Origin of the sequence: Bacillus subtilis subsp. subtilis str. 168, from assembly GCF_000009045.1 — a bacterium.
GTDB lineage: Bacteria > Bacillota > Bacilli > Bacillales > Bacillaceae > Bacillus > Bacillus subtilis.
In genome coordinates this window covers 2,155,278-2,179,523 of sequence record NC_000964.3, presented here as the reverse complement: position 1 = coordinate 2,179,523, position 24,246 = coordinate 2,155,278, and the positions used below count along the sequence as shown (strand labels likewise).

Sequence of the window (24,246 nt, the reverse complement as noted above, 5' to 3'; positions counted from 1 at the left end):
GGGAGAAAAGTTGATAGGATGTCACTGTCACACAGATAGGAGTAACATAAGGCTTCTAGACTCAACAAACTCAGTTAAAGAACTGCTCAAAACTGCAGTAAAGATGGAATATAAGGGATTGGCCATAACAGACCATGAAGTCCTCTCAGCACATTTAGATGCTATTCGAACAGTTAGAGAAATGAAAAAGAAGGGGGATATGCCAGAAGATTTTAAACTGATATTGGGCAATGAAGCGTACCTAGTCGATTCTTTAGAGGAAGTTCGAGATAACTATAAATCGGGAGTGACAAAATTTCCGCATTTCTTGATGTTGGCAATGGATCCAAAAGGACATGAGCAGTTAAGAATACTGTCTTCTCAAGCCTGGGAAAACTCATTTTATACAGGAACAATGGAAAGAGTGCCGACAGTAAAAAAGGATGTAGAGGAGCTATTAAGTAAAGATCCAGGCCACATCATTGCTACCACAGCTTGCTTGGGGTCTGAGGTAAACATTCACCTGTTAAAGATAAAGGCTTTTGAAGAAACTGGTGATTCTCAGTCAATTAAGCAGCACAAACTAAAGATTCATGAGTTTATAACTTGGTGTATAGAGGTTTTTGGGAAGGATAAGTTTTTTATCGAGCTTCAACCTGCACTGAGTGAAGAACAGATTTACTGTAACAAGAAGCTGATAGATATAGCCAACGGGTATGACTTGCAAATGATTGTTACAACAGATGCTCACTATCTAAGACCAGAAGATAGAGCAATTCATCAAGCCTTTTTAAACGCTAAGGATGGAGAAAGAGAAGTTGATTCCTTTTATGAAGCCTGTTTCGTTCAAAACGTTGATGAAATTCACGAGAGAATGGACTACATTGATAAAGAAGTCATCGATCAGGCCATAAAAAATACAATGCTCATTGGTGAGATGATTGAAGACTATACTATAGAGCACGAACCAATTATCCCTAAGATGGAGCTTCCTAACTTTAAATTAAGACATTTATTTAAACCAGCATATGATCAATATGAATATATAAAAAAGATGTCTGAATCAGCAGATGAACAAGATAGATATCTCCTTAAGTTAATTGAGGACGGATTTGAAGAGAAATTAAAAACAAGCGAACTAACGAGAGAAGCTTTTCATAAAATATTGAACAGGATTAACGTTGAACTGGGTGAACTTTGGGAAATCAGCCAAAAGCTGAATCAGTCTATGTCTTCTTATTACATAACAGTTAGAGAAATCATTAATATTATTTGGGATGATGAGTGTGGAGGAGATAGTTTAGTTGGGGCAGCCAGGGGAAGTGCTGCAGGTTACTTAGTTAATTATCTACTCGACAATACTCAAATTAATCCAATGCAATATGATTTACCACATTGGAGACATATACATAAATCGAGACCTGACCTACCAGATATCGATATTGATACTGAAGGATCAAAAAGACAAAAAATTCTTAAGGCACTAAGAGAAAGGTTTGGAGACAAGCGTGTTCTTCAAATTGCTACTTTTGGAACTGAGGGTTCAAAATCAGCGCTTCAGACAGCATGTAGAGGCTTAGGAATCGATAATGATATATCCCAGTATTTAAGTGGAATGATTCCATTTGAAAGAGGATCTAACTGGCCTTTGAAGCATTGTTTTTATGGTGACAAAGAAACTGGCAGGAAGCCAATTAAAGAGTTTATTAGGGAGGTTGAACAATACCCTAATCTTAAAGAAACAGCTTTAAAAATTGAAGGGTTAACTAATAAGCGCTCTTCTCATGCAGCCGGAGTAATTATCTTTAACGATGAATATACAAAGTCGAATGCAATGATGAAAACTCCTAAAGGAGCTTATATTACACAGTTTAATATGGGTGACAGTGAAGCCATGGGCTCAGTAAAGTTTGACCTTCTTACAATTGAAGCTTTAGATAAGATTAGAGTAACATTAGACCAATTAATCGAGAATAATGAAATTGAATGGCAAGGAAGCTTGAAGGAAACATACAACAAATACATCCATCCAGACGTAATTGAGTATGAAGATGATAAGCTATGGGAAATGGCTGGTAATGGGGAAATCATGGATTTATTCCAGTTCTCAACTGAAGTCGGTCATCAATCAGTTGTCAAAGTAAAACCTAAGAACTTACTTGAAGCAGCAGTAACCAATTCTTTAATGAGGCTTATGTCAGACGGTGAAGAACAGCCTGTAGATACATATGTTAAATACAAAAATAACCTTAATAAATGGTATGAAGAAATGACACGGTACGGTCTAAGCGAAAAGGAAATCAGAGTAATGGAGAGGCACCTTAAGGACATTTATGGTGTTGCTGATACTCAAGAAGTGGTTATGCAGATGGTTATGGATAAAGATATAGCTAACTTTGACATTAAAGAATCAAATTATCTTAGGAAATCCATAGCAAAAAAGAAAGAAGATGTACTAAAAGAAGTGGAAGAATTGTTTTTTAAAAAAGGAAAGGAGATTGGCACTTCTGATAACCTGTTGAATTATGTCTGGAATGTTCAATTTAAAAGACAGTTTGGCTACAGTTTTAGTTTACTTCATACCTTGGCATATTCAATTATTGCATTACAGGAATTGAACTTAAACTATCGATATAATCCTTTATACTGGAATACTGCTTGTTTAACGGTAAACAGCGGAGGAATAGATACCGAGGATACAAAAGACAACAAAAAGACAGCTGCTACAAACTACGGAAAAGTTGCTTCAGCCATCGGAAACATTAGACAAAGAGGGATTAAAATAGACCTCCCAGATATAAATAAGGCTGATTTTGGTTTTAGGACTGATATTAACAACAATTCAATTTTATTTGGACTTAAAGGAATGAATGGAATTGGAGACGATGTTATTCATCATATAGTTCTAAATAGACCATATAGTGACTTTAACGACTTTATTGAAAGAATGTTTAAGAGCGGCATTATTAAGAAAGGACAAGTAATCCAATTAATAAAAGGAGGCTGCTTTGATTCTTTTGGAAACAGGCAAGAAATCATGAAGGCCTTTATTAGCTTAATATCAGAACCAAAAAGTAAGCTTACGTTGTCTAATTTAAAAATGCTAATTGAAAACAACATTGTTCCTTCAGAATTTGCACAAGAAGTGAGATTCTTTCGTTTTAAAGATTACATCAGCAAAAAGGTGTACAAAACATTAAAGTCGCCAAAAGATAAACTTTTTTTATTGGACGATGTATCAGCTTCGTTTTATAACCAGCATTTCAGTGAGGATAGTGTAGTTGACATGTTAAACGGGCAGCTTGTCATTTCTGAAAAAGCTTTTAAAAAAGAATATGATAACAAGATGTCTAATATAAAGTCCTGGATAACAACAGAAGAACCACTGAAGAAATTGAATGATTGTTTATTAATAAAAGAGTGGGAAAAATACGCCGATGGGTCATTAGGAAAGTGGGAAATGGATTCATTGAGCTATTATTATAATGACCATGAGCTTTCTGGTGTAAACTTTGCCAAGTATGATATTGCTGACTTTTATAAACTGCCAGCAGAGCCGGTCAAAGGTAAACCTTATCAATGGAGAGGGAAAACTCTCTATGAATATGAGACTACACGGATTATAGGCACTGTTTTAGATAGGGATAAAAACAAACATGCAATTACTCTTCTAACACCTACAGGGGTGGTTACAGTTAAACAGTGGTCGGGCAGCTTTAGTCATTACAATAAACAGATTTCTAGATCAATTGGTGGCGGAAAGAAAGAGGTAATCGAGAAATCTTGGTATACCAGAGGAACATTGCTCATGTTTACTGGTTTCAGAAGAGGTAACAATTTTATTCCGAAGGTCTATAAAGATAGCATATATAATCACACAGTCTGCAGAATAGATTTTGTTGATAATGAAGGAAGTATGAGTTTGACAACTAAAAGGGCAGAAATATAAATCTTAACTGATATAGGAGAGATAAAAATTTTCAAAAAACTTATAGACAAACATAAAAAATATGTATATCATAGAATTAACAAAATGGCACTTTTTGCTACAATTGGTTTGTTAGGAGTAGGGCTCGTATATAGCGCTAAAAACTTGTATACACATCAAGATAATCAAGTCTCAATAAAAAAGTCATTTTATTTAAATAAAAAAGAGGTGAGGCAAAAACTTATTCACGAAATTGACGTTCCAAGAATCCTTCCTAGGCTAAAGAGTGAGGAAGAAAAGCAGGCTGAAAGTAGAAAAAAGTATCTTAATGCGACAATTACATATCTAACAGAAGAAAATAAAAAAGCAGCAAAACATACAAAAACAAAAAAAGTGCAAAAAACCAATACAAAGAGAAATCTTGATAAAGCAGTTTCAAAAAGTACAAATGCAAAGGCAGTGAAGAGTCATGAAGTTGTTGCTACTGCTTATACTGCGTTTTGCTCTACAGGGTGCACAGGGAAAACAAGAACCGGCTACGATGTATCAAACACATCCTATTACAATGGAAAAAGAATAATTGCTGTTGATCCAGAAGTAATTCCTTTGTATTCATTAGTGCAAGTTTCATATGAAGGAAATAGCTTTCAAGCATATGCAATAGATACAGGAGGGGACATTAAAAACAATCGTATTGATATTCTAATGGACAGTGAGCAAGAAGCAAATGCATTTGGTCGTAAAAATGTAAGAGTAAGCTGGTAAATCGATCCAAATGACTGAAAGGTATAAACATTTCAACAATTCGTTCGATGCAATACATAACATGAAATTTATCCCAAGGAAAACTATTACATAGAGAGAGTGAAGAGGATGTTCATTTTGGATAAAGAGGCTAAGGTAAAATCAACTGGAGAGCGTGGGATTATTGAAGCGATCTATCCTGAAACAGAAACAGTAGAACTCTGTTATTATGATGGAACTTATGATGAAAGACGTTTTGATGATGTTGTTATGGCAACAAGCAGTTAAAATGCATGACAAAAATAAAAAATAGGGTGAGATAATTGAAGTGTATTCAAATTGAAATGTCATTCACAGACGAATATGGACAGGTGACCAGATTAAATAAGACTTATAAACCGTCGATTATTGAAGAACATAAAGGGGAAATCCCTAGATTGTTGCTAGATGATTTTAAGAGGTTCTTGTCGTCCCTTGGGTTTAATGAAAAACAGGTTTCGAGAATAGTAACAGAAGATTAAGAGGTTTTTTATTGAGGGGAGGTGGTATTAAATTGCCTAAATACTGGAGTTATCCTGTTGGACTAGCTGTAGAAATTAACAATAATGCACGATATGGATGCCCACATCATGTGGGGAGAAAAGGAAAGATTATCGAGCATTTACATTCAGCTACATATGACTATGCAGTTAGCGATGAAACAGGTGACATTACTTACTTTAAAGAACATGAATTAACACCACTAAAGGGAGGTTTAGCTTATGTTTAAAAAAGGTCAAAAGGTAATTGTTGATTTTACAGATGAGATTGGAGCTGTTGCGAAAGTTGATTATCGATACAACCAGATAGAAGTAAAGTATCCTGATGGCACTTACCAGGTTGTTGGATTTCATAAAGTAAGGAAGGTGGAGGATTAATGACATTAATTATCTTGGAGGGGCCTGATTGCTGCTTTAAATCAACAGTTGCAGCAAAGCTAAGTAAAGAACTGAAGTATCCAATTATCAAAGGTTCAAGCTTTGAGTTGGCCAAAAGCGGAAATGAGAAGTTATTTGAACACTTCAATAAACTAGCTGATGAAGACAACGTGATTATTGACAGGTTTGTTTATTCTAACTTGGTATATGCAAAGAAATTCAAAGATTACTCGATCCTTACAGAGCGACAGCTTAGATTTATTGAGGATAAAATTAAAGCAAAAGCGAAGGTTGTATACTTACACGCTGATCCAAGCGTTATTAAGAAAAGGTTGAGGGTACGTGGAGATGAGTATATAGAGGGAAAAGACATTGATTCAATTTTAGAGTTGTACAGAGAAGTTATGAGCAATGCGGGATTACATACATATTCATGGGATACTGGACAATGGTCAAGTGACGAAATTGCTAAAGACATAATCTTTTTAGTGGAATAGGGGAATTTATGAAAAAAGTAATTGCGATTGACATGGATCAGGTCTTAGCTGATTTACTAAGTGATTGGGTAGCTTACATTAACACATACGATGATCCTTTTCTCAAAGAGAAAGACATCCTATGTTGGGATATAAAAAAATATACAAATACCAACAATAATGTTTATAGACATTTAGATTACGATTTGTTCAGAAATCTAAATGTTATAGAAGGTAGCCAAAGAGTGACAAAAGAGCTGATGAAGAAATATGAAGTGTATGTTGTGACTACAGCAACAAACCATCCAGATTCCCTTAAAGCAAAGCTTGAATGGCTTACAGAATATTTTCCATTTATTCCTCATAGCAATGTTGTGCTTTGTGGCAATAAAAACATAATTAAAGCAGACATCATGATCGATGATGGAATACATAACTTAGAATCATTTGAAGGAATGAAGATACTATTTGATGCTCCCCATAACAGGAATGAAAATAGATTTATTCGTGTTATGAATTGGGAAGAGATTGAACGAAAATTACTTTAAAATATCTCATTTATCCAGAAAGGAGAAAACAGTGGAACGTTTTATTAAAAGACTGTCAGCTTCTTGTGAGTCAACAATTCATCACAAGGTATATCAAATTATGAACGAAGCAAAAACAGAGTTTGAAAAAGTGCTAAAGAAATTAAAATAAAAGATCAATTTTATTTAGAGTAAAAATAAAATATATGGAGGTTGTTTGTTGAGTAAACTACGTGTAATGAGCCTTTTTAGTGGAATTGGTGCATTTGAAGCTGCATTAAGAAACATAGGCGTTGATTATGAACTGATTGGCTTTAGTGAAATAGATAAATATGCAATCAAATCTTATTGTGCAATTCATAATGTAAGTGAAACATTGAATGTTGGAGACATAAGTAAAGCTAAGAAAGATAATATTCCATATTTTGATTTGTTAACAAGTGGATTTCCTTGTCCCACTTTTTCAGTAGCCGGCGGCCGTGATGGTATGGAATATAAGTGTAGCAATTGTTCGCACGAGCATTTAATTACTTATGAGGATTATAAGAAGGGAGTCAAATGCCCGAAGTGTGAAGCTGTTTCTAAGGCTAAAGATGAACGGGGAACGCTCTTTTTTGAAACAGCTTTGTTAGCAGAAGAGAAGAAGCCGAAATTTGTGATATTAGAAAATGTAAAAGGGCTAATTAATAGTGGCAATGGACAAGTGTTAAGAATAATTAGTGAGACTATGAACAATATAGGCTATAGGATTGACCTAGAGCTACTTAATTCAAAGTTTTTCAATGTTCCACAGAATCGTGAACGGGTATACATAATTGGCATTAGAGAAGATTTGGTTGAAAATGAACAATGGGTTGTAGGTCAGAAGCGAAACGATGTTCTGAGTAAAGGTAAAAAGAGATTGCAAGAAATAAATATAAAGAGTTTTAATTTTAAATGGCCTTTACAAGACACTGTCACAAAGAGGTTGAGAGAAATTCTTGAGGATTTTGTTGATGAGAAGTATTACTTAAATGAAGAAAAGACGAAGAAACTTGTTGAGCAACTAGGAACCGCACCGCTACAAAAACAAGAAGTAAGGGAGCCGTTAATGGTGGGACACGTGGATTTAAAAGGTCACGATGCCATCAAAAGAGTTTACTCGCCTGAAGGACTTTCACCGACATTAACTACAATGGGCGGCGGTCACAGAGAACCTAAAATCGCAGAAAAGCAGAAAGAAGTAAGGGCAGTGTTAACGCCAGAAAGAGAAGAGAAAAGACAGAATGGAAGACGTTTTAAAGAAAACGGAGAACCGGCTTTCACGGTTAATACAATTGATCGACATGGTGTAGCAATCGGAGAATACCCAAAATATAAAATTAGAAAGCTCTCTCCATTAGAATGTTGGAGACTCCAAGCATTTGATGACGAAGATTTTGAAAAAGCTTTTGCAGCAGGAATAAGTAACTCACAATTATACAAGCAAGCCGGTAATTCAATTACAGTTAGTGTGCTTGAGTCTATATTTCAAGAATTAATACATACATATGTTAATAAAGAATCTGAATAAAATTTGTCTTTTAAACAAATATAAAATAAGAGGAGTGGATCGATTGGATAGTTACCCAGAGTCCCTAAAAAAAGAGACAGAGGAGATTAAAGAGCGTGTTAGGAATGGAAATATCAAAGAAGACAAGATTAAAGAAATTGCAGAAACGACAGTTGAGTTTTTGAAATCAGAGGAGAAAAGACATAAATACTTTTCTGAAGTTGCTGCAGCTATGGCTGATAACTTAAGTGAGTTTTTCAAGTCGTATTTAAAAGGAGAGTGAATATGCTAACTGATCAAGAAAAAATTGACTTGGTAAACGCTCTTGATTTTGTAGTTATTGAACCACATACACAAAGCATTTACGTACATAACGATGAAAAGACTAATGGAGTATTAGCTAAGGTTTTGCACACTATTTCAGTAGATGAGTATATTGAGAGCTTTAAGAAAGGTAGTCTAATTGATATCTTTCCAGCAGCAATGCAAGAAGCCGGTGCGGAAGGATTTAAAGATGGCCAGTTTGTGATTATGCCAAAGAAATTTTATGTTGATCAATGTTATGCGATGAGTAAGGAAATCGAGCGGTTAACTAACCTAAACAATCTACACAATATTAAACCAAATACATATCAAGGCTTGATTCATTAAATTGTTTCGAGAAAAAATGAAAGGATAAAGGGATGTTTATTGAAAAAGTATTATGTAAGGTGTAAAGACAGCAAAGGTGAAAATGCGTCTCTAGTTATTGAGGCGCTATCACCTGAACATGCAAAAGAACAAGCATACGAAGTTTATGAGGTAGGGGATATTTATAATGTAAGCCTGGGAGAAGGAAAGTCGAAGAATTGCCTAGACCGAAAATATTCCCCATACATAAAAAATGACAATGGAAAAGCAATAACCATATTTTCATAGGGAGAGGGTATCATTAAGGATATTGTTAGGGATCTTGTAATTGATGATATAGATGCTGCTGAAGGAGTATTGGATAAGCTTTATGTTTATTTAGAAAACACTTTAAGGCCTGAAGAAAAGCGTGTTTGGGAGCGGTGTGATAAAGATATAATGTCTGTTTTTGCAAAGCTGAAAAATATTAAAGAAATTATTTAAAAACCGATAGACAAAAACAAATAATATGTATATAATAAATTTACGTTGAGGCGAAGGAGAGTGTTAATGAATCATATATGTGACATCTGTAAGGAGTACATAAGCGGAAAAACAATTTGTCTTAGGATCAGCGATGAAAAAACTTATGTAGACTTCAACTGTTGTGAAAGTTGTGCAAAGGGTTATTCCGATAAAGTGAAAAATGAATGCAGCAATTTAAGTGTTAAGAAGACATTAGAACATTTAGGATTAAATATCAAATACAAAATAAGAGGATAAAATATTCCTTTTATACAAATGTAAAAATAAAAAACGCCATAAGAAGTTTTATGGCGTCTATCGAACAGGGAGGTGATTCAAAGGCTCTGGATTTACTCTGAGATTAGTATAGGAATGTAGCACCAACAATGATCAATAGGATGAATAACACAACGATCAAGACGAAGCTGCTTCCGTATCCGCCGCCAGAGTATCCACCAGAATATCCGCTGTAGAATCCCATATTGCCACCTCCTTTAGTAAGGATAGTATATGGTATGGCAAAGGTTAAAAATTCGACATAGATTTCAGTCTAAAAAAGAAAAAATGAAGACTTTGTCTAAATTTAAGAGTTGAATAAGGAGAGTTGATGAATGAACATGTTTGTAATTGCTGCAAAGAGTGAAGGGAAATATCTCTATGGTTACCACCCACATATTTACTCAAATCTTAAACAAGCAGAAAATGCATTGAAGACAATGAGAAAAAACGGAAAGTTAACTGAAAGAGACAAGGTATATGGACTAGACGGTCTGATGTTGGTGGATCTATAAAAAGGAAAGATATAGATGGGGAAATATGATCAAAGGAAATACTAATGATTTCCCGGGCAAGCGCAGTATACGACAAATTAAAACAAGCAGAAAGAAATATTAGGGGAGATGAGAGTATGCAAACCTTAGATGCACCGATTTACGAAGTTAAACAGGAAAGTGACTGGTATAAATCTGAGAAGAAACGCAAAGAGGATATAAACTCTTTCTTTGATAAATTCGAAGAAAAGTATGGAGTCAAGGAAGGCTTCTCGTTTTATCACTCTGAGTACTTTGGAGTCTACGAAGGAACAGAAGCGTATGAAATATTTAAAAATGACATTGTTAAAAATCAAGTAGACGGATTCTATGCTTTCAAAAAACGATCTAAATACTTTAAAGAAATAAAAGCTATGATTGAGCAAATTGAAGAAGTGTATCCATTTAGGTCTCATGATGAGCTGGGGTTAAACAACATGACTGGTCGTCAATGGATAGGTGACAGGTGGTTCTTTGGAGTTAAAACTGAACAGCTTGTTAATGGAGACAGTGTGGTTGCTACTGACTATAAAGATTATCTAAAAATTGTAATGGAGCATTTAGATTAAAATTCAATTTTTAAAGAGACTTATAAGGAGGTGAATAAGTGGGACGCCATAAAGCAACGATTGAAGGATTGGTTATGAAAGAAAGGTATTACTCACACCGTGCCCCAGGCACAGAGAGGTGGATTACTCAGCCAGTGTGTAAGGTAACTCGTACTGAACCAATCTTCGAGGGCTATATAGATATTGAGCCTATAGAAATTGGAGGTAAAGTTTATATCCCTGGACTTAATGAATATGTCATAGTGACTGACAGGCAGCGAAACATACATAACGAGTGGACATATCAAACAGACAGAGTTATTAAGACAATTATAGATGAAAAAAGCTTGAAGGAATGCGAAGAACACAATAATAAGAAAGCAAAAAACAATGATACTCAAAATCAAAGACAGATAAAAACTTCCTGGTGGCAGAGGCTAACTAAAAAAGACTAAAGGAGAGATATTTATTGAATAAGGATACAAAAGATATTTGGAGCGGATTCTTTATGGGGTCAGGTTCGTTAATTGTAGTTGGATTACTTATTTTTGTTGAAGCGTTGACTATGTCACTAATTGTTTATTACGGATTGAATCATGTGTTAAATCCTTTGCTTATTGATACATACAATATTCAAAATGTCCATGTCACTTTACCTCATGCATTTGTTATTGGTGTTTTACTCAATGTATTTGTCAAAGGTGTAAAACGGTCAGATCAGGAAAAAGATGAGAACATTTTCAAGAAAGCCGGTAAGTCTTTATTTCATTCAACTTTCGCATTGATTGTTCTATATGTTAGCACATTGTTTATCTAAGGAGGCACTCAAGATGAGTGATGATAATGCTGCAAAGATTATTTTCAAAAAGAAATCAACTGGTAAAATTGTCGGCGAAATGAAAGCTACATCTTTAGCTGCTGACACCATTTTGCAAAACGACAATAAGTCTAAATAAAAGTTTTATTTTAAGCCGAAATTTTCAAAAGGAGAGTTAGATATGATCTTAAAAGAAATTGCCGTATATGAAGAAACACTGAATAAACATTTACCAAATGAAACAAGAATGGTTCTTCATTACAAAAATGTAGAGGCAACTGAAAACGAAGATAAAATCACAGTAAGGATTAGTAATGATTTATTGGTTTATAAATGGGTTGAACTAGGCGGTGTATCTAAGGGCACTTATAAAATGAAAATGACTAGTCTAGAAGATGAAACAAGCGAAGTTAATGTGAAAATCGAAAGAATTCAAATGAACTCAGACAGAGATTTGGCGGTAGAAATAGAATTTAATGTGCTCAATCCATTCCAGAGCGTTGTGGGTGTACCTGGTATTCATTCGTTCTCCATAAAAGGATGATTTTAAAGAGATTAGTGGATTCTAAATCTAAAAAATAAATATTAAAAGGAGCATTGTGCTATGGGAATTAAAGCAGCAGTTTTTGAAATAAAAGCAACTTGTTACGCTCATGAAGGATTTAATGACGAAAGTCCATCTGTTCAAGGAGCAGCGTTAGAACAACTAGGCAAGGATATGGTAGATCATTTGCTCGAAAACGGAGTTGATGATGTGAAAATTAAAGGCGATTACGTTGAGGAATTGGAAGTTGAAAAACCCATTATGAAGTATTTTGAAGTGTTTGACCCCTATTATGCATTGATTAAGGCTTATACAAAAGAAAAGGCAATGGAACTGTATACAGATACTGTTACAGATGATGATGATGGAGAGTTAAGTGATGAAATGACAGAAGTTGGGCAAGTTTATGCGGCGATACAACATGGAAGGGCGCCAGGAGAAGATAAAGAGCTCATGCCGTTTAAACAGGTTCTTGAGGAGATTTCTAATGACGAAGAGATGGTATTGCTTATTGATGGCAGTTTACTTTAAAGAATAAAAATAAATTAAGAGGATGATGAAGATGAAAATGAAATATGGACTTTATTGTATGGGATCACTTGTTAATACTTATGATGATGCAATTGAGGCTCATAATGATGCAGTATATGCTCAAGAAGAAAGCGGAGTACCGCATGAAGTAAGAGAAATTCAATAAAAATAAGAGGAGGATATTATATGATTCAAGGGTTTTATAAAGATCAGAAACTTCATCTTCTAGAAGATCCTATGCAGCAGTACACCGTCATGAAAGTTGAAGAAAATGCAGTATGTGTTTACCGGTGGATCGATGATTATAGACACAAGATTGAAAGATTCACAGATGTTGAAGAGGCTAAAAAACTCCTTGGAGAAGGGTGGCCGAAACAATAGAAGACACAATGAAATTTATACAGAAACAATTGGAGGACGAATAGATGTCGCAAAGTAATTATAGGCCGTCAGTTCCTAGATGGGTTGGCGATATACTAGAGCTAGACAAGAAAAGAAGACAAAATCAGTACAGAGGCTCACTAACGTCAGGTCAAGAGAAGAAGGACTGGGACGAGTGGAAGCGTAGATATTCAAGAAAATTAAAGTACGCAAGATTAAACGGATGGACGATCGAAGAAGAGTGACAATTCCTAAGGAGGACGAATAGGTACTGCTTGAATCTAGATAAAATCACAGCTTTATTCAAAATACAAAAAATAAGGAGATGTAAAATGGGGGCAGCTAGACGTATTGATCCAACTCAACCATATGTAAAAAAGAAGAACATTATTAACTTTACAGTAGCCACTGAGAACACTCATATTCATTTAGCTGATGGGCAATCTTTCCCTGTATTAAAAGGAGAGATTATTGCAACTGACCAACAAGGAAATCAATTTGTTGAATTAGAAAAGAATCTAGATGATTACGTTCCAGTTAAGAAAAGTTCCTTATATGAAAGTATGGCACAGGGCTACATGGAAATGGGCGACATTAATCGTGAGATATCAGAAGCATTCAATTACGCTGAAAATGAAGCTGAAACAGTGACTACAAAATTAATTACAGGGGCTTATAACGATTAGTGATCATTACATATGAGAGTAAAACAGGAAATGTAAAAAGGTTTGTCAAAGCGCTGCAACAAGAGTTTGACGTTGAGGCAATTGAAATAACTGATGATACGATCATCAATCAAGAATTCATACATATTACATATACGATAGGCTTTGGGGAAGTACCTGAAAGGACTTTGAGTTTTATCAATAAGAATAAAAATAAAATTAGAGGAGTTGCTGTTAGTGGTAACAAGGTTTGGGGTGATAACTATGGTTTAGCTGGAGACAAGCTTTCAGCTAAGTTCCACACACCATTGTTATTAAAGTTTGAACTTAGTGGAACGAAACAAGATCTACAGAAAATCATTCAGGAGGTACAACTTATTGACAAACACAATACCAAATTGGATCAAGCTCAATAATGAAATCATGATCCAGAAAGATGGGAAGTATCAATTTGAAAAGGATAAGGAGGCCGTACATAGTTACTTTGTTGATTACATAAATCAAAACACAGTCTTTTTCCATGATCTGAAAGAGAAGCTGGACTATCTGATTAAAAATGATTATTACGAGGAAGAATTCTTAAGCAAATATACATTCGAACAGATTAAATCAATCTATAAGATTGCTTACAGTTACAAATTCAGATTCCCTTCTTTTATGAGTGCCTTTAAGTTCTACAATGACTACGCATTGAAGACAAACGATAAAACAAAGATCCTGGAAAGGTATGAGGATCGTGTCTCAATTGTGGCTTTATATTGCGCTGATGGCGATTACGAGAAGGCTGTTGAGGAAGTACATACTATGATGAAACAAGAGTATCAGCCAGCAACACCTACTTTCCTTAATGCTGGACGTAAGCGAAGAGGTGAAATGGTGAGCTGCTTCTTACTTGAAGTAGGCGACAGTTTGAATGATATTTCACGTGCTATTGATATTTCCATGCAGCTTTCTAAGCTAGGTGGAGGAGTAGCATTAAATCTAAACAAACTAAGAGCCAAAGGTGAAGCGATTAAAGACGTAGAGAATGCGACTAAAGGTGTCGTAGGTGTTATGAAACTTCTAGATAATGCCTTCAGATATGCCGACCAAATGGGTTGATTTGGCCCCTTTCATCAGCAATGGTGATCGAAAACCTCTTTAATTCATGGGAACTCCTACAGGGACAATCATGAGCGAAGCAAGACTAAGTCTTGAACGTGCAACGACTAGCCGAAAGGCGTAGGCTGCAAGCTATTGGCAGTCGAAACAGGAGGCACCCTTAGAGGGTGAAGATATAGTCTAACCTTCATGGTAACATGAAGCAGCCATATGGCGGGACGTGCTTAGCGAACACGTTTGAATGGTCTGCAAAGACAAGGATCAGGAGCAGTTTATCTAAGTGTATTCCATCCAGACATTACAGACTTCCTGGATACCAAAAAAATAAGTGCTGATGAAGATGTCCGAGTTAAAACACTGTCTATTGGCGTAGTTGTTCCAGACAAATTTATTGAATTGGCAAGGGAAGACAAGGATTATTACATGTTCTATCCGCATTCAGTATACAAGGAGTATGGGCAGTATCTAGATGAGCTAGACATTAATGAAATGTATGATGAGCTTGTTGAAAATCCAAGAGTTAGAAAAGCAAAGGGAAATGCTCGAAAGTTGTTGGAGCAATTGGCTATTCTAAGAAGCGAATCTGGCTATCCGTATATTATGTTCGCTGACAATGTAAATAAAGTGCATCCAAATGAACATATTTCAAAAGTGAAGTTTTCAAATTTGTGCGTTACTGGAGAAACACTTCTTTTAACTGAGAATGGATATGAAAAAGCAGCCGATCTTTATAAAAAGCAGAATGATCTTAAAGTGGTCATTGATAATAGAACAAAAGATTTTGCAGTTGGTAGCAAAGGTACCACAATTGTAGATGCAATTCCAATGCAACTGACTAAAAAAGATGCGGAAATATTTAAAGTCAAAACGAAGCAAGGATATGAAATTAGGGCAACTGAGTGGCACAAATTCTATGTGAAAAGAGATGGTGAAATTCAAAAGCTCCAATTGAATCAACTGAAAACAGGCGATAAATTATTAGTCCAATCAGCTGAAGGAGCATACGGGAAAATTCATGAACCCGATCTTGCATACATTATGGGCATTATAGCTGGTGATGGAACCATTACTGAAAAAACTGCCAAGATTTATTTATACGATAATAAAAAAGTTCTTGAGCAGAAAGTTACTGATGCAGTTCACCGTATTATTCAAAAACACAAGGTTGATCGTGCTTATAAGCACAATACATCACTTCTCCCAACATTTAATATGGCCAACCCAGAAAAACAAGATTTGCTCTACATGAATAGTACTGTCTTATTTGACATCTTGAAGAAGTTCGGTATGAACAAAGAAACAAAAACAAGAGTCCCAGAATTCATTTTTCAAGCTAATAAGGAAACGCAAGCAGCTTATTTATCGGGTTTATTCCAGACTGATGGGTGTGTAAATGCAAATCATAAAGCCAAAGCATTAACTATTGAGTTAACATCCATCCACTATGAGAGCCTTCAGGACGTTCAGAAGCTGTTACTGAACATGGGTGTTTATACAACGATTTATTCTAACAACAAGCGCTCACAAGAACTCCTTCCTGATGGAAAAGGTGGTTCTAAGCTTTACAATGTAAAACCAACACACAAAATCAGTATTCAAGATAGAAACTCAAGAGAGTTGTTTATGAGTATTGTTGAAATGAAAGAATACGATGTTTATAAATTCAATTTGTTAACTGAGACATTGCAACCTAAGTCAAGAAAGCCAAAGCATGATTTTACAGCTGAAATTATTAGTATTGAAGAAGATGGTGTTGAGGATGTTTATGATACAACACAAGAAGACTATCACTCTCTGATTTTCAATGGAATTGTTACTGGTAACTGTTCAGAGGTACTTCAATCGTCACAAGTATCAGTTTATACGGATTACGATAAAGAGGATGAAATTGGCTTAGATATCTCATGTAATCTTGGCTCAATGAACATTGTAAATGTAATGAGTAATCAATCAATTGCTTCAACAGTCAGAATAGCAATTGACTCACTGACAACTGTCACAAGGAAAACAAACATTGTAAATGCTCCAGCAGTTGCGAGAGCAAATACATTAATGAGATCAATTGGTCTAGGGCAGATGAACCTCCATGGATTTCTAGCTCAAAATAATATTGCTTATGAAAGTGAAGAAGCTAAGGATTTTGCAAATACATACTTTATGATGGTTAACTTCTACTCACTGCAGCGTTCTATGGAAATTGCACGAGAAACAGGGGAGACATACTACAAGTTTGATGGTTCGACTTATAAATCAGGCGAGTATTTCGAAAAGTACGTAACAAATGATTATAGCCCTCAGTATGAAAAGGTTAAAAAGCTATTTGGAGATCAACATATTCCTAATATTCAAGATTGGATGAAGCTTAAAGAAGATGTAATGAAATATGGTCTTTATCATTCCTATAGACAAGCTATTGCGCCTACGGGAAGCATCTCATATGTTCAATCATCTACAGCAGGTGTAATGCCAATTATGGAGAGAATTGAGGAACGTACATACGGAAACAGTAAGACATATTATCCGATGCCAGGTTTATCGGCTCAGAATTGGTTCTTCTATAAGGAAGCATACGACATGGATATGTTTAAGGTAGTTGATCTTATTGCAACAATTCAGCAGCACGTCGACCAAGGGATTTCATTTACGTTGTTCTTAAAGGATACGATGACGACGAGAGACCTAAATAGAATAGACCTCTACGCACATCATCGTGGAATTAAAACTTTATATTATGCCAGAACTAAAGATACGACCCAAGAGGGATGCTTGTCCTGTGTAGTTTAATAGGTACGTTTACGTTTTGGTTCAAAATTAACAGGATCTCCCGGACGTCGTTTGCACTTAATTTTGTTAAATTTTCTCATAAGAGCATTACAAAGTAAACCAAATATAAGCTTCAAAATATATTCGATTAAACATGATAAAAGCCTATCACACAACCATCCAGTTGAAATGACTGTACTCTCTAACAAAGATATAAGGTTATCTAAAAAATTCACTGTCTTTCATTCCTTTCGAATGTTTGACAGTAATATAGGAGTCTGTCAATTCAGCTTTTAAATTCACTGCATTTTTTTCGGAAAAAAATATTTCAATTGAAAGGACATGATTAATTGACAAAAATTTATGACGCAGCAAACTGGTCAAAGCATGAAGACGATTTTACCCAAATGTTCTATAACCAAAACGTGAAACAGTTCTGGCTTCCGGAAGAGATTGCTTTAAACGGCGATCTCCTCACATGGAAGTACCTCGGAAAAAATGAGCAGGACACTTATATGAAGGTACTGGCCGGACTTACGCTTCTTGATACAGAGCAGGGGAATACGGGGATGCCGATCGTGGCTGAACACGTAGATGGACATCAAAGAAAGGCAGTTTTAAATTTCATGGCCATGATGGAAAATGCTGTTCATGCAAAGTCTTACAGCAACATCTTTCTAACATTGGCTCCAACCGAGCAGATCAATGAAGTCTTTGAATGGGTGAAAAACAATAGGTTTCTTCAAAAGAAAGCTAGAACAATTGTTTCAGTCTATAAAACAATCAAGAAAAACGATGAAATTTCTTTATTTAAAGGAATGGTTGCATCTGTGTTCCTGGAGAGTTTTCTTTTCTACTCAGGGTTTTATTACCCACTTTATTTTTATGGACAAGGAAAGTTAATGCAAAGTGGAGAGATCATTAACCTGATTATTTAATAGTCCCTTTTGTCGGCAACGGCAAATGTGAACCTCTCTAATTGCTGGAAAATCCTTATTAGGACAATCAGCAGCGAAGCTATGCGAACCCAAAGGAGGTGAAAATGATAAGGAAAGAAGTCGAAGAAGCACCTTGGTGGATAACGGAAACGGGAGTTATCATATCAAAAAAATTAAAGAAACCAAGAAAGACATTTATTACTCCACATGGCTATGAAATGATAGGATACACGCATCCGAAAAAAGGAACACAGAACTATTTAGTACATAGGTTAGTCGCAAAATATTTTATTTATGATATACCAAAAGGAATGTTTGTAAACCACATAGATGGAAATAAACTAAACAACCACGTTCGGAACTTAGAAATAGTTACACCTAAAGAAAATACTCTACATGCAATGAAAATTGGATTAATGTCAGGACAACCTGGAGAAAGTAATTCAATGTCAAAGCTCACTAATATGGAGGCAACAAATTTAATCTATGATTTGATTGCTGGAATGAACAATGTTGAAGCTGGTGAAAAATACAGCCTTCATCCTCGTTACGTTAGTCTAATTCGACATAAAAGAAGATGGAAGACTTTATGGGATCGCATAGAACGTTCAACGACTATCGCATAGGCGGCGAAATTCCGCAAAACGAGTAGGGCGCAAGCTATTGGCGTGGGTGAGAACCCCTTAAATCGAAACGGGAGGCATCCTACAGGGATGATGATATAGTCTGCTCCTTACGGTAACGTAAGGCGGTTGCGACAGAGCAACGAACCGAAAGTAGCGAACTCGGTTGAACTAAGGGTATTAGAGACGAAGCGATACATGGCGTATATGTAGGATTGTTAGCTCAAGAGATTTATAAGAAGCAAACGCCACAGAAGCAAAAAGAACTGTACGCATGGGCTTTAAACTTACTGCAGGAACTTTACGAAAATGAATTGGAGTATACAGAAGATGTCTATGATCAGGTTGGATTAGCTCCAGATGTAAAGAAATTCATCAGATACAACGCAAATAAAGCTTTAAACAATCTGGGCTTTGATCATTGGTTTGAAGAAGAGGATGTTAATCCAATTGTTATCAATGGTTTGAACACTAAGACTAAATCCCATGACTTCTTTTCAACTAAAGGGAATGGATACAAAAAAGCAACAGTGGAGCCTTTAAAGGATTCAGATTTCATTTTTACCGAGAAAGGATGTATTCAATGAGATTAATTAAATTAGAGCAGCCTAATTGCAATCCATGTAAAATGGTGTCCAATTACTTAGAACAAGTAAATATTCAATTTGAGACTGTTGACGTTACACAGGAACCAGAAGTAGCAGCAAGATTTGGTGTCATGGGAGTACCGGTAACCATTCTGCTGAGTGATCAGGGAGAAGAAGTAAACCGAAGTGTTGGTTTTAAGCCTAATGAACTTGATGAGTTACTAAAGGAATTACGATAAAAGGGTAATTTTAAACAAACTTGAATTAAAAGGAGCTAATACATAATGCAAATTAAAATCAAATACTTAGATGAAACACAAACAAGAATTAACAAAATGGAGCAAGGTGATTGGATTGATCTTCGTGCAGCTGAAGATGTAGCGATCAAAAAAGATGAATTTAAACTTGTTCCATTGGGAGTGGCCATGGAATTGCCTGAAGGTTACGAAGCACATGTCGTTCCTCGTTCGAGTACGTATAAGAACTTTGGTGTGATTCAAACAAACTCAATGGGTGTTATCGATGAGTCTTATAAGGGTGACAACGATTTTTGGTTCTTTCCTGCTTATGCGTTACGTGACACAAAGATTAAGAAAGGGGATCGAATCTGCCAGTTCAGAATTATGAAGAAGATGCCGGCAGTTGACTTGATCGAGGTAGACCGTCTAGGCAACGGTGACCGAGGTGGGCACGGATCAACTGGAACGAAGTAATTGGATTTTGTATTTGAAATATAGATTATTTTAAAAGTCATCTTGAAAAACATTTTTAATCATATTACCTTTTTCTAGGAAAGGGGATTAAAATATGAAAATAACTATTGAAGAATTACCTGAATTAAGGATTGCTTATTTCCGAAACGTTGGAGAGTATGGTGGTAAGCAAAACAAAGAACTAATGGAATCTTTTAAAAAGTGGGCACAGTTGAATGGTGTATTTCATAACTCTGTAATTTTAGGAATTCCACAAGATGATCCAAGTATTACTCCTAAAGAGGAATGCCGTTATGATGTTGGTGTTGTATTAAATGAAGATTTTAATGTGCTGCAACCAGCTCAAGTTGGTAAGTTACCTGGAGGGAAATACGCTGTTTTCTTGCTTGACCATACAAAAGAGGCAGTAAGTGAATTTTGGGGCAATATTTTCTCTGAAATAGAAAAAAATAGTCTAACTATGAGAGGAGAACCAATTATAGAGAGATATACTTCACAAATGATTGATAATCACTTATGTGAAGTATTAGTTCCTATCCAATAAAGAAGGTGGGTAATTTCCCACCTCCTATATATGTATAAGTTAAATGCTCTGAATTAACTCGTTTATTTTATCAAGATTAATGGTAATGTTGCATATTGCAATTACGAAGTATAGAGTACCTTGGTATCGTTCTTTTTTAACAAAACAGTTAATTCCAAAACCAATCAAAAATGCAATTATGATTAGCTGAACGAACACAAATAATTGTGAATTAGGACTGAAGAAAGAATAAACCAATAATAACAATAGAATCAGTAAGCTAACGATTTTTAATATTTTTCGCAAATTAACACTCCTTTAAATACATTGTTTTTAATTTACCATAAAAGATTTTTGTTGGAAATATTTCCGAATAAAAGAATACTTTTATCTAATATTTAAGGAGGAAGAGATTATTAACAGCAAAGAAAGAGATTTACAAGCGAAATATGACGACATGCTTTATAGGAACGGTCTTTGCTTTGGGTTTCTTCAGTTACAAGGACTTGAAGATGAATTTATTGAACATATGAGACAAGTTGCTGAGTACGAGAAAGACCTGAGATACAAGAAGGCAGCAGCTAACTTCATGAAGATGCATGACCAAAACTGGGTGGGGGATTAATTGTTTAAGGATAAAAATAAAATAATAAAGAGTGTTGAAAAGATCAACAAACTTGAAGAAGGGTTGTCGCTATTTGAAGAAGGTGACGAAGAATATTTAAGTGTATTAGTGAAAATTCAGGGGCTATATGATGAAATCTCAGATACTGCTTTAGAGTGTTTTAAAGAGATGACTACAAAAATTAGGAAAACTGGTCAGAAACGGATTATAAAAGGGATTGATCAGTTGCCACATACAATTAAAGAAAACATTGCTGATCAAGTGAATGATTTTAAAGGGGGAGCTATTTGAATAAAAGCAAATATTAACGGTATAGAGTTTGAGGGTGAGTAAAAGCCAACCCAACACAAATATAAAATTAGGAGATGTTTACTATAACATATGTAACTTTATTTCTATCAGCTTATCTAATTGTATTAAACATTAATGAGGTCAGGTTGATTATGCGAGGGGAAAGCAATACGTATATAAAAGTAAAGAGTGTGCTTGATAATTCAACTCCAGAAGATGCGAAACGAAATAAGAATTTAATTTACCTGTTTACTTTGCTTAAGGGGAGTTCTTTAATCATCCCCTTGGCATATAACGGTTTAATTATGCATGAAAATATCCTTATACTCTGTTGGACAGCATTTTCAGTTATATACACAGTCCTAAGCATGTTTAAGGTTTTAGACGTGTTGGAGGGCGAAACAGTGAGCCATAGTAGGTATATTTATTTGGCTTATGTCTTTGGGAACCTTATCTTTGCTTTGAGTATTATTTTTCATATAATGTGAAATTGTGTTTAGCTGCACTCATTATACGGCTCAAGCCCTTTTAGCATTTGTCAGGGCTAAGTAAATGGATTTAAGAATGAAAATAAAATAACTATAGACAAATACAAATAATATGTATAATATAATAATAGAAGATGATGAAATGACAGTTTTTTTATCTAATATACAAAAACAAAAAATATACATTTTTTAAAACTAATATTTTATTCAAACTTTAAGGAGGTGATTCATTGGAAGTAGGAGACAAAATACATAACACCAACGAACAGATAACAGCCTTAGAGAAAAAGAAATACCAAATTGAAACAACTTTACTTGAAAAACAAAGGGATCTGTTAAAACTCGAAACACAGCAAAACAAAGCTAAGCTTGAATTGTTATTCGAGCTAAGTGAAGTCTTAACCCAATTGGAAGGTGAAGAGTGGGTAAGTGCCACTATTGCTTTACGAATTATTAAAAGAAATAAAAGAAAGTACTTAGATCTCTTTGATCTTAATGATGACAAAGCATACGTAAATAAGGATAAATTTAAATTTCTTCATGATGAATTCTTTGAGCTGAAACAACAATTAAATGATATCTGAGGAGTTGTCAGTTGACGGTAGCGAAATTGGAGGTGACAAATATATGTGTACATGTGAAGAGGGTAGTGGCAAATGTTCTTATTGTGACGGAGCGCTGGATATATTCTAAATGAAGAGAACGCAATTTATAGAGTGGCTAATCAAAGGAGGCAATAAAATGGTACAGACATTACACAGTGCAAGTCGAGGAGCTTAATAATAGTAGTTAGTGACATAAAAAGAGGTGGAAACAATACCATTAGTTCTGTATGGATTTAGAGAAGACTTAAAAAAGAGAGGGGAATTATCCCCCTCATAAATTAATGAAATTGACCGCCCATGTTTTGTTGAGCTAAGCGAACTAAACGTTTAGTGATTTCTCCACCAACTGAACCGTTTGCACGAGATGTAGTCTCAGCGCCTAATTGAACACCAAACTCAGAAGCTATTTCAAGTTTCATTTGTTCAATAGCTGAAGCTGCTTGAGGAATTAGTAAATCATTATTGTTGTTTGATCTTGATCTACTTTGTTGAGCCATCTTATTCATCTCCTAAAGTGTAATGAAAACAAGCTTGTTTGAATCATATTATGGAGAGATTATTTTAATTTATACACGCCAAAGAAATAAATTTTTCATTAAGAAAGGTGGAGACAAAATGAAAATTGATTATGTTTCAGATCTCCATATAAATCATTGGATTCCTTGGAATGTAAATCAGATTAAGTGGGAGAAGCGAACAAGAGAAATTGTAAATAGGTTAATCTCAAACGGTAATGGGGAGGTATTGGTCATTGCCGGCGATTTTACTGAATGGAATCAACAAACTTTATGGGTTTTAGATGAGGCAGCAAAGCAATACGAGAAGGTTTACTTTACATATGGTAATCATGATCTTTATTTACTTAGCAAGAGCCAAAAAAGGAAATACTCAGACTCGTTAGGCAGGTTGAATGATCTAATTCAAAAAGCTGCTGACATGAAAAATGTAACACCATTAATTAAGACAACTGAAACATACAAAGGAAAAGTCTTTGCAGGAGATGTAATGTGGTACCTTCCAAAAGGAATCGAAGGATGGGACTTCTTTAAAGGAGTATCTAACGATTCTAATTACATTTGGCTTAATGGTTATAACAAAGTAGATGGTGTAAGAGCGATGTGGAAAGAATCAATGGATTGGTATGAAACGCTTGAAAATACACAAGTTGATGTATTTGTCTCACATGTTCCACCTGTTCACAATCCTTATTCTCCATTTGAGCCTAATACATGCTACATGGTTGATGTCCCGTTCATTAACGCAAAACACTGGGTTTGTGGACATGATCATTTACAAGCTGAGTTTGACAAAGATGGAACGAGCTTTCACATGAATTGTATCGGATACCCGTATGACTATGATAATTATCCGAGTGTCAATGTGATACCTGGTGAAGAAGTAGATTCATATAAAACGTTTGAGCTTAAAACATTCGAGATTTAGATTTAATTAAAATTC

General features: G+C 35.1%; 40 protein-coding genes, 2 other RNA genes, 1 pseudogene and 2 other annotated features. Of the genes and pseudogenes, 40 read left to right on the top strand and 3 right to left on the bottom strand.

The features are described from left to right. Nucleotides 1-10 precede the first annotated feature (10 nt). The 15 genes from dpoL (at nucleotide 11) to yorZ (ending at nucleotide 9,494) form a co-directional block, all read left to right on the top strand. Nucleotides 11-3,928, top strand: coding sequence for a DNA polymerase with 3'-5' exonuclease activity; phage SPbeta (gene dpoL / locus BSU_20340; RefSeq protein NP_389916.1), 3,918 nt, complete (start codon nucleotides 11-13; stop codon nucleotides 3,926-3,928). Nucleotides 3,929-3,955: 27 nt separating this feature from the next. Then, on the top strand, nucleotides 3,956-4,672 hold the full coding sequence (gene yorM, locus BSU_20330; RefSeq protein ID NP_389915.1) for a putative murein hydrolase; phage SPbeta: 717 nt from the start codon (nucleotides 3,956-3,958) through the stop codon (nucleotides 4,670-4,672). Between the two features lie 117 nt (nucleotides 4,673-4,789). Then, nucleotides 4,790-4,939, top strand: coding sequence for a conserved hypothetical protein; phage SPbeta (yorN, locus tag BSU_20320; RefSeq protein NP_389914.1), 150 nt, complete (start codon nucleotides 4,790-4,792; stop codon nucleotides 4,937-4,939). A 35-nt stretch (nucleotides 4,940-4,974) separates the two neighbouring features. Beyond that, entirely contained in the window at nucleotides 4,975-5,172 is a 198-nt protein-coding gene (yorO, locus tag BSU_20310; RefSeq protein NP_389913.1) for a conserved hypothetical protein; phage SPbeta, read from the top strand. 32 nt (nucleotides 5,173-5,204) lie between these two features. Beyond that, on the top strand, nucleotides 5,205-5,420 hold the full coding sequence (gene yorP, locus BSU_20300; RefSeq protein NP_389912.1) for a conserved hypothetical protein; phage SPbeta: 216 nt from the start codon (nucleotides 5,205-5,207) through the stop codon (nucleotides 5,418-5,420). Next, nucleotides 5,413-5,568, top strand: coding sequence for a conserved hypothetical protein; phage SPbeta (yorQ, locus tag BSU_20290; RefSeq protein NP_389911.1), 156 nt, complete (start codon nucleotides 5,413-5,415; stop codon nucleotides 5,566-5,568). The genes yorP and yorQ overlap by 8 nt, the downstream gene beginning before the upstream one ends. After that, nucleotides 5,568-6,065 (top strand): putative nucleotide kinase or triphosphate hydrolase; phage SPbeta, encoded by a 498-nt coding sequence (yorR, locus tag BSU_20280; RefSeq protein NP_389910.1) that lies wholly within the window; start codon nucleotides 5,568-5,570, stop codon nucleotides 6,063-6,065. The genes yorQ and yorR overlap by 1 nt, the downstream gene beginning before the upstream one ends. Before the next feature lie 8 nt (nucleotides 6,066-6,073). Beyond that, entirely contained in the window at nucleotides 6,074-6,592 is a 519-nt protein-coding gene (gene yorS, locus BSU_20270; protein ID NP_389909.1) for a putative 5'(3')-deoxyribonucleotidase; phage SPbeta, read from the top strand. Between the two features lie 31 nt (nucleotides 6,593-6,623). Beyond that, nucleotides 6,624-6,743, top strand: coding sequence for a conserved hypothetical protein; phage SPbeta (yorT, locus tag BSU_20260; protein NP_389908.1), 120 nt, complete (start codon nucleotides 6,624-6,626; stop codon nucleotides 6,741-6,743). A gap of 48 nt (nucleotides 6,744-6,791) precedes the next feature. Further along, nucleotides 6,792-8,123 (top strand): DNA (cytosine-5-)-methyltransferase; phage SPbeta, encoded by a 1,332-nt coding sequence (gene mtbP, locus BSU_20250; RefSeq protein ID NP_389907.1) that lies wholly within the window; start codon nucleotides 6,792-6,794, stop codon nucleotides 8,121-8,123. Between the two features lie 43 nt (nucleotides 8,124-8,166). Beyond that, entirely contained in the window at nucleotides 8,167-8,385 is a 219-nt protein-coding gene (gene yorV, locus BSU_20240) for a putative nucleic acid binding protein; phage SPbeta (protein NP_389906.1), read from the top strand. 2 nt (nucleotides 8,386-8,387) lie between these two features. Next, a complete protein-coding gene (gene yorW / locus BSU_20230; RefSeq protein NP_389905.1) occupies nucleotides 8,388-8,753 on the top strand; it encodes a conserved hypothetical protein; phage SPbeta in 366 nt (121 codons plus the stop codon). Nucleotides 8,754-8,792: 39 nt separating this feature from the next. Next, nucleotides 8,793-9,020 carry a conserved hypothetical protein; phage SPbeta gene (gene yorX / locus BSU_20220; RefSeq protein ID NP_389904.1) on the top strand — a complete coding sequence of 76 codons (228 nt, stop codon included), beginning with the start codon at nucleotides 8,793-8,795 and terminating at the stop codon, nucleotides 9,018-9,020. A 12-nt stretch (nucleotides 9,021-9,032) separates the two neighbouring features. Next, nucleotides 9,033-9,215, top strand: coding sequence for a putative nucleotide binding protein; phage SPbeta (gene yorY / locus BSU_20210; RefSeq protein ID NP_389903.1), 183 nt, complete (start codon nucleotides 9,033-9,035; stop codon nucleotides 9,213-9,215). A gap of 66 nt (nucleotides 9,216-9,281) precedes the next feature. Beyond that, nucleotides 9,282-9,494 carry a conserved hypothetical protein; phage SPbeta gene (yorZ, locus tag BSU_20200; RefSeq protein NP_389902.1) on the top strand — a complete coding sequence of 71 codons (213 nt, stop codon included), beginning with the start codon at nucleotides 9,282-9,284 and terminating at the stop codon, nucleotides 9,492-9,494. A gap of 103 nt (nucleotides 9,495-9,597) precedes the next feature. On the opposite strand, the gene yosA is transcribed toward yorZ, so the two are convergent. Continuing rightward, nucleotides 9,598-9,717: a putative type I toxin; phage SPbeta gene (gene yosA, locus BSU_20190; RefSeq protein NP_389901.1), complete on the bottom strand. Its 120-nt coding sequence runs from the start codon at nucleotides 9,715-9,717 to the stop codon at nucleotides 9,598-9,600. A gap of 130 nt (nucleotides 9,718-9,847) precedes the next feature. On the opposite strand from yosA, the gene yosB reads away from it, so the two are divergent. Next, nucleotides 9,848-10,027 (top strand): conserved hypothetical protein; phage SPbeta, encoded by a 180-nt coding sequence (gene yosB / locus BSU_20180; protein ID NP_389900.1) that lies wholly within the window; start codon nucleotides 9,848-9,850, stop codon nucleotides 10,025-10,027. 44 nt (nucleotides 10,028-10,071) lie between these two features. Next, entirely contained in the window at nucleotides 10,072-10,614 is a 543-nt protein-coding gene (gene yosC / locus BSU_20170) for a conserved hypothetical protein; phage SPbeta (protein ID NP_389899.1), read from the top strand. Between the two features lie 38 nt (nucleotides 10,615-10,652). Beyond that, nucleotides 10,653-11,048, top strand: coding sequence for a conserved protein of unknown function; phage SPbeta (yosD, locus tag BSU_20160; RefSeq protein NP_389898.1), 396 nt, complete (start codon nucleotides 10,653-10,655; stop codon nucleotides 11,046-11,048). Between the two features lie 14 nt (nucleotides 11,049-11,062). After that, nucleotides 11,063-11,410, top strand: a complete 348-nt coding sequence (gene yosE / locus BSU_20150) for a conserved protein of unknown function; phage SPbeta (protein ID NP_389897.1) — start codon at nucleotides 11,063-11,065, stop codon at nucleotides 11,408-11,410. 13 nt (nucleotides 11,411-11,423) lie between these two features. Then, on the top strand, nucleotides 11,424-11,549 hold the full coding sequence (yosF, locus tag BSU_20140; RefSeq protein ID NP_389896.1) for a hypothetical protein; phage SPbeta: 126 nt from the start codon (nucleotides 11,424-11,426) through the stop codon (nucleotides 11,547-11,549). A 42-nt stretch (nucleotides 11,550-11,591) separates the two neighbouring features. Continuing rightward, the gene (gene yosG / locus BSU_20130) at nucleotides 11,592-11,954 is read left to right on the top strand and encodes a conserved protein of unknown function; phage SPbeta (protein ID NP_389895.1); all 363 of its coding nucleotides are present in this window, start codon (nucleotides 11,592-11,594) and stop codon (nucleotides 11,952-11,954) included. Between the two features lie 60 nt (nucleotides 11,955-12,014). Then, complete coding sequence (gene yosH, locus BSU_20120; RefSeq protein NP_389894.1) at nucleotides 12,015-12,485, top strand: conserved hypothetical protein; phage SPbeta; 471 nt, start codon at nucleotides 12,015-12,017, stop codon at nucleotides 12,483-12,485. Nucleotides 12,486-12,516: 31 nt separating this feature from the next. After that, nucleotides 12,517-12,651, top strand: a complete 135-nt coding sequence (yosI, locus tag BSU_20110; RefSeq protein NP_389893.1) for a hypothetical protein; phage SPbeta — start codon at nucleotides 12,517-12,519, stop codon at nucleotides 12,649-12,651. Nucleotides 12,652-12,671: 20 nt separating this feature from the next. Continuing rightward, nucleotides 12,672-12,866 carry a hypothetical protein; phage SPbeta gene (gene yosJ, locus BSU_20100; RefSeq protein ID NP_389892.1) on the top strand — a complete coding sequence of 65 codons (195 nt, stop codon included), beginning with the start codon at nucleotides 12,672-12,674 and terminating at the stop codon, nucleotides 12,864-12,866. 44 nt (nucleotides 12,867-12,910) lie between these two features. Next, complete coding sequence (yosK, locus tag BSU_20090; RefSeq protein NP_389891.1) at nucleotides 12,911-13,111, top strand: hypothetical protein; phage SPbeta; 201 nt, start codon at nucleotides 12,911-12,913, stop codon at nucleotides 13,109-13,111. Between the two features lie 87 nt (nucleotides 13,112-13,198). Then, nucleotides 13,199-13,552, top strand: a complete 354-nt coding sequence (gene yosL / locus BSU_20080) for a conserved protein of unknown function; phage SPbeta (RefSeq protein NP_389890.1) — start codon at nucleotides 13,199-13,201, stop codon at nucleotides 13,550-13,552. Next, entirely contained in the window at nucleotides 13,552-13,947 is a 396-nt protein-coding gene (nrdIB, locus tag BSU_20070) for an SPbeta phage subunit of ribonucleoside diphosphate reductase (protein NP_389889.2), read from the top strand. Before yosL ends, nrdIB begins: the two co-directional genes overlap by 1 nt. Then, a protein-coding gene (gene nrdEB / locus BSU_20060; RefSeq protein NP_389888.2) for an SPbeta phage ribonucleoside reductase alpha (large) subunit occupies nucleotides 13,910-17,416 on the top strand; the annotation gives its coding sequence in 2 pieces (nucleotides 13,910-14,629 and nucleotides 14,882-17,416; 3,255 coding nt in all). The genes nrdIB and nrdEB overlap by 38 nt, the downstream gene beginning before the upstream one ends. Beyond that, nucleotides 14,630-14,881, top strand: an RNA gene (gene srdEi / locus BSU_misc_RNA_33) — intron of phage SPbeta subunit E of ribonucleotide reductase. The genes nrdEB and srdEi overlap by 252 nt, the downstream gene beginning before the upstream one ends. Then, nucleotides 15,302-16,456, top strand: a sequence feature (intein of phage SPbeta ribonucleotide reductase). Its footprint lies within the gene nrdEB. A gap of 329 nt (nucleotides 17,417-17,745) precedes the next feature. Then, nucleotides 17,746-19,543, top strand: a protein-coding gene (gene nrdFB / locus BSU_20040; protein ID NP_389886.2) for a phage SPbeta ribonucleoside diphosphate reductase whose coding sequence is annotated in 2 segments — nucleotides 17,746-18,327 and nucleotides 19,136-19,543 — 990 coding nt in all. The coding sequence is not laid out codon by codon here. Continuing rightward, an RNA gene (gene srdFi / locus BSU_misc_RNA_76) (intron of subunit F of phage SPbeta ribonucleotide reductase containing CDS for homing endonuclease) lies at nucleotides 18,330-19,134 on the top strand. The genes nrdFB and srdFi overlap by 805 nt, the downstream gene beginning before the upstream one ends. Then, entirely contained in the window at nucleotides 18,438-18,959 is a 522-nt protein-coding gene (gene yosQ, locus BSU_20050; RefSeq protein NP_389885.1) for an SPbeta phage endodeoxyribonuclease (homing endonuclease, responsible for intron mobility), read from the top strand. The genes nrdFB and yosQ overlap by 522 nt, the downstream gene beginning before the upstream one ends. Before srdFi ends, yosQ begins: the two co-directional genes overlap by 522 nt. Continuing rightward, nucleotides 19,540-19,782: a sequence feature (Evidence 3: Putative function from multiple computational evidences; PubMedId: 15937154, 16885274, 17395719; Product type h: extrachromosomal origin), on the top strand. Next, nucleotides 19,540-19,782 (top strand): annotated as a pseudogene (gene yosR / locus BSU_20030). It overlaps the preceding feature by 243 nt. Before the next feature lie 45 nt (nucleotides 19,783-19,827). Then, a complete protein-coding gene (dutB, locus tag BSU_20020; protein NP_389883.1) occupies nucleotides 19,828-20,256 on the top strand; it encodes an SPbeta phage deoxyuridine 5'-triphosphate nucleotidohydrolase in 429 nt (142 codons plus the stop codon). Nucleotides 20,257-20,350: 94 nt separating this feature from the next. After that, nucleotides 20,351-20,800: a putative transcription modulator; phage SPbeta gene (yosT, locus tag BSU_20010; RefSeq protein ID NP_389882.1), complete on the top strand. Its 450-nt coding sequence runs from the start codon at nucleotides 20,351-20,353 to the stop codon at nucleotides 20,798-20,800. Between the two features lie 39 nt (nucleotides 20,801-20,839). Here the strand turns inward: yosT and yosU are convergent, their stop codons facing one another. After that, a complete protein-coding gene (gene yosU, locus BSU_20000) occupies nucleotides 20,840-21,085 on the bottom strand; it encodes a hypothetical protein (protein NP_389881.1) in 246 nt (81 codons plus the stop codon). A 151-nt stretch (nucleotides 21,086-21,236) separates the two neighbouring features. Here yosU and yojW point away from each other — a divergent pair, with 151 nt between their 5' ends. The 4 genes from yojW (at nucleotide 21,237) to yosX (ending at nucleotide 22,767) form a co-directional block, all read left to right on the top strand. Further along, complete coding sequence (gene yojW, locus BSU_19999) at nucleotides 21,237-21,404, top strand: hypothetical protein (protein ID YP_003097747.1); 168 nt, start codon at nucleotides 21,237-21,239, stop codon at nucleotides 21,402-21,404. Continuing rightward, complete coding sequence (yosV, locus tag BSU_19990; protein ID NP_389880.1) at nucleotides 21,405-21,695, top strand: conserved hypothetical protein; phage SPbeta; 291 nt, start codon at nucleotides 21,405-21,407, stop codon at nucleotides 21,693-21,695. Between the two features lie 146 nt (nucleotides 21,696-21,841). Beyond that, nucleotides 21,842-22,183 (top strand): conserved hypothetical protein; phage SPbeta, encoded by a 342-nt coding sequence (gene yosW / locus BSU_19980; RefSeq protein ID NP_389879.1) that lies wholly within the window; start codon nucleotides 21,842-21,844, stop codon nucleotides 22,181-22,183. 230 nt (nucleotides 22,184-22,413) lie between these two features. Beyond that, the gene (yosX, locus tag BSU_19970) at nucleotides 22,414-22,767 is read left to right on the top strand and encodes a conserved hypothetical protein; phage SPbeta (RefSeq protein NP_389878.1); all 354 of its coding nucleotides are present in this window, start codon (nucleotides 22,414-22,416) and stop codon (nucleotides 22,765-22,767) included. A gap of 299 nt (nucleotides 22,768-23,066) precedes the next feature. Here yosX and sspC read toward each other — a convergent pair whose 3' ends face one another. After that, complete coding sequence (gene sspC / locus BSU_19950; protein NP_389876.1) at nucleotides 23,067-23,285, bottom strand: small acid-soluble spore protein (alpha/beta-type SASP); SPbeta phage protein; 219 nt, start codon at nucleotides 23,283-23,285, stop codon at nucleotides 23,067-23,069. Between the two features lie 118 nt (nucleotides 23,286-23,403). Between sspC and yotB the strand changes: the two genes are divergently transcribed. Next, complete coding sequence (gene yotB, locus BSU_19940; protein ID NP_389875.1) at nucleotides 23,404-24,231, top strand: putative metallo-dependent hydrolase; phage SPbeta; 828 nt, start codon at nucleotides 23,404-23,406, stop codon at nucleotides 24,229-24,231. The last annotated feature ends 15 nt before the right edge of the window (nucleotides 24,232-24,246 follow it).

Coding starts and splice junctions, on each gene's coding strand:
- yosK (NP_389891.1), top strand. CDS start 12,911: ATGTCGCAAAGTAATTATAGGCCGTCAGTTCCTAGATGGGTTGGCGAT.
- yosA (NP_389901.1), bottom strand. CDS start 9,717: ATGGGATTCTACAGCGGATATTCTGGTGGATACTCTGGCGGCGGATAC.
- yosC (NP_389899.1), top strand. CDS start 10,072: ATGATTTCCCGGGCAAGCGCAGTATACGACAAATTAAAACAAGCAGAA.
- yorZ (NP_389902.1), top strand. CDS start 9,282: ATGAATCATATATGTGACATCTGTAAGGAGTACATAAGCGGAAAAACA.
- yosG (NP_389895.1), top strand. CDS start 11,592: ATGATCTTAAAAGAAATTGCCGTATATGAAGAAACACTGAATAAACAT.
- yosH (NP_389894.1), top strand. CDS start 12,015: ATGGGAATTAAAGCAGCAGTTTTTGAAATAAAAGCAACTTGTTACGCT.
- yosL (NP_389890.1), top strand. CDS start 13,199: ATGGGGGCAGCTAGACGTATTGATCCAACTCAACCATATGTAAAAAAG.
- sspC (NP_389876.1), bottom strand. CDS start 23,285: ATGGCTCAACAAAGTAGATCAAGATCAAACAACAATAATGATTTACTA.
- yorR (NP_389910.1), top strand. CDS start 5,568: ATGACATTAATTATCTTGGAGGGGCCTGATTGCTGCTTTAAATCAACA.
- yosF (NP_389896.1), top strand. CDS start 11,424: ATGAGTGATGATAATGCTGCAAAGATTATTTTCAAAAAGAAATCAACT.
- yojW (YP_003097747.1), top strand. CDS start 21,237: ATGCTTTATAGGAACGGTCTTTGCTTTGGGTTTCTTCAGTTACAAGGA.
- dutB (NP_389883.1), top strand. CDS start 19,828: ATGCAAATTAAAATCAAATACTTAGATGAAACACAAACAAGAATTAAC.
- yorW (NP_389905.1), top strand. CDS start 8,388: ATGCTAACTGATCAAGAAAAAATTGACTTGGTAAACGCTCTTGATTTT.
- yosB (NP_389900.1), top strand. CDS start 9,848: ATGAACATGTTTGTAATTGCTGCAAAGAGTGAAGGGAAATATCTCTAT.
- yorQ (NP_389911.1), top strand. CDS start 5,413: ATGTTTAAAAAAGGTCAAAAGGTAATTGTTGATTTTACAGATGAGATT.
- yosT (NP_389882.1), top strand. CDS start 20,351: ATGAAAATAACTATTGAAGAATTACCTGAATTAAGGATTGCTTATTTC.
- yorS (NP_389909.1), top strand. CDS start 6,074: ATGAAAAAAGTAATTGCGATTGACATGGATCAGGTCTTAGCTGATTTA.
- yosQ (NP_389885.1), top strand. CDS start 18,438: ATGATAAGGAAAGAAGTCGAAGAAGCACCTTGGTGGATAACGGAAACG.
- yotB (NP_389875.1), top strand. CDS start 23,404: ATGAAAATTGATTATGTTTCAGATCTCCATATAAATCATTGGATTCCT.
- yosI (NP_389893.1), top strand. CDS start 12,517: ATGAAAATGAAATATGGACTTTATTGTATGGGATCACTTGTTAATACT.
- yosJ (NP_389892.1), top strand. CDS start 12,672: ATGATTCAAGGGTTTTATAAAGATCAGAAACTTCATCTTCTAGAAGAT.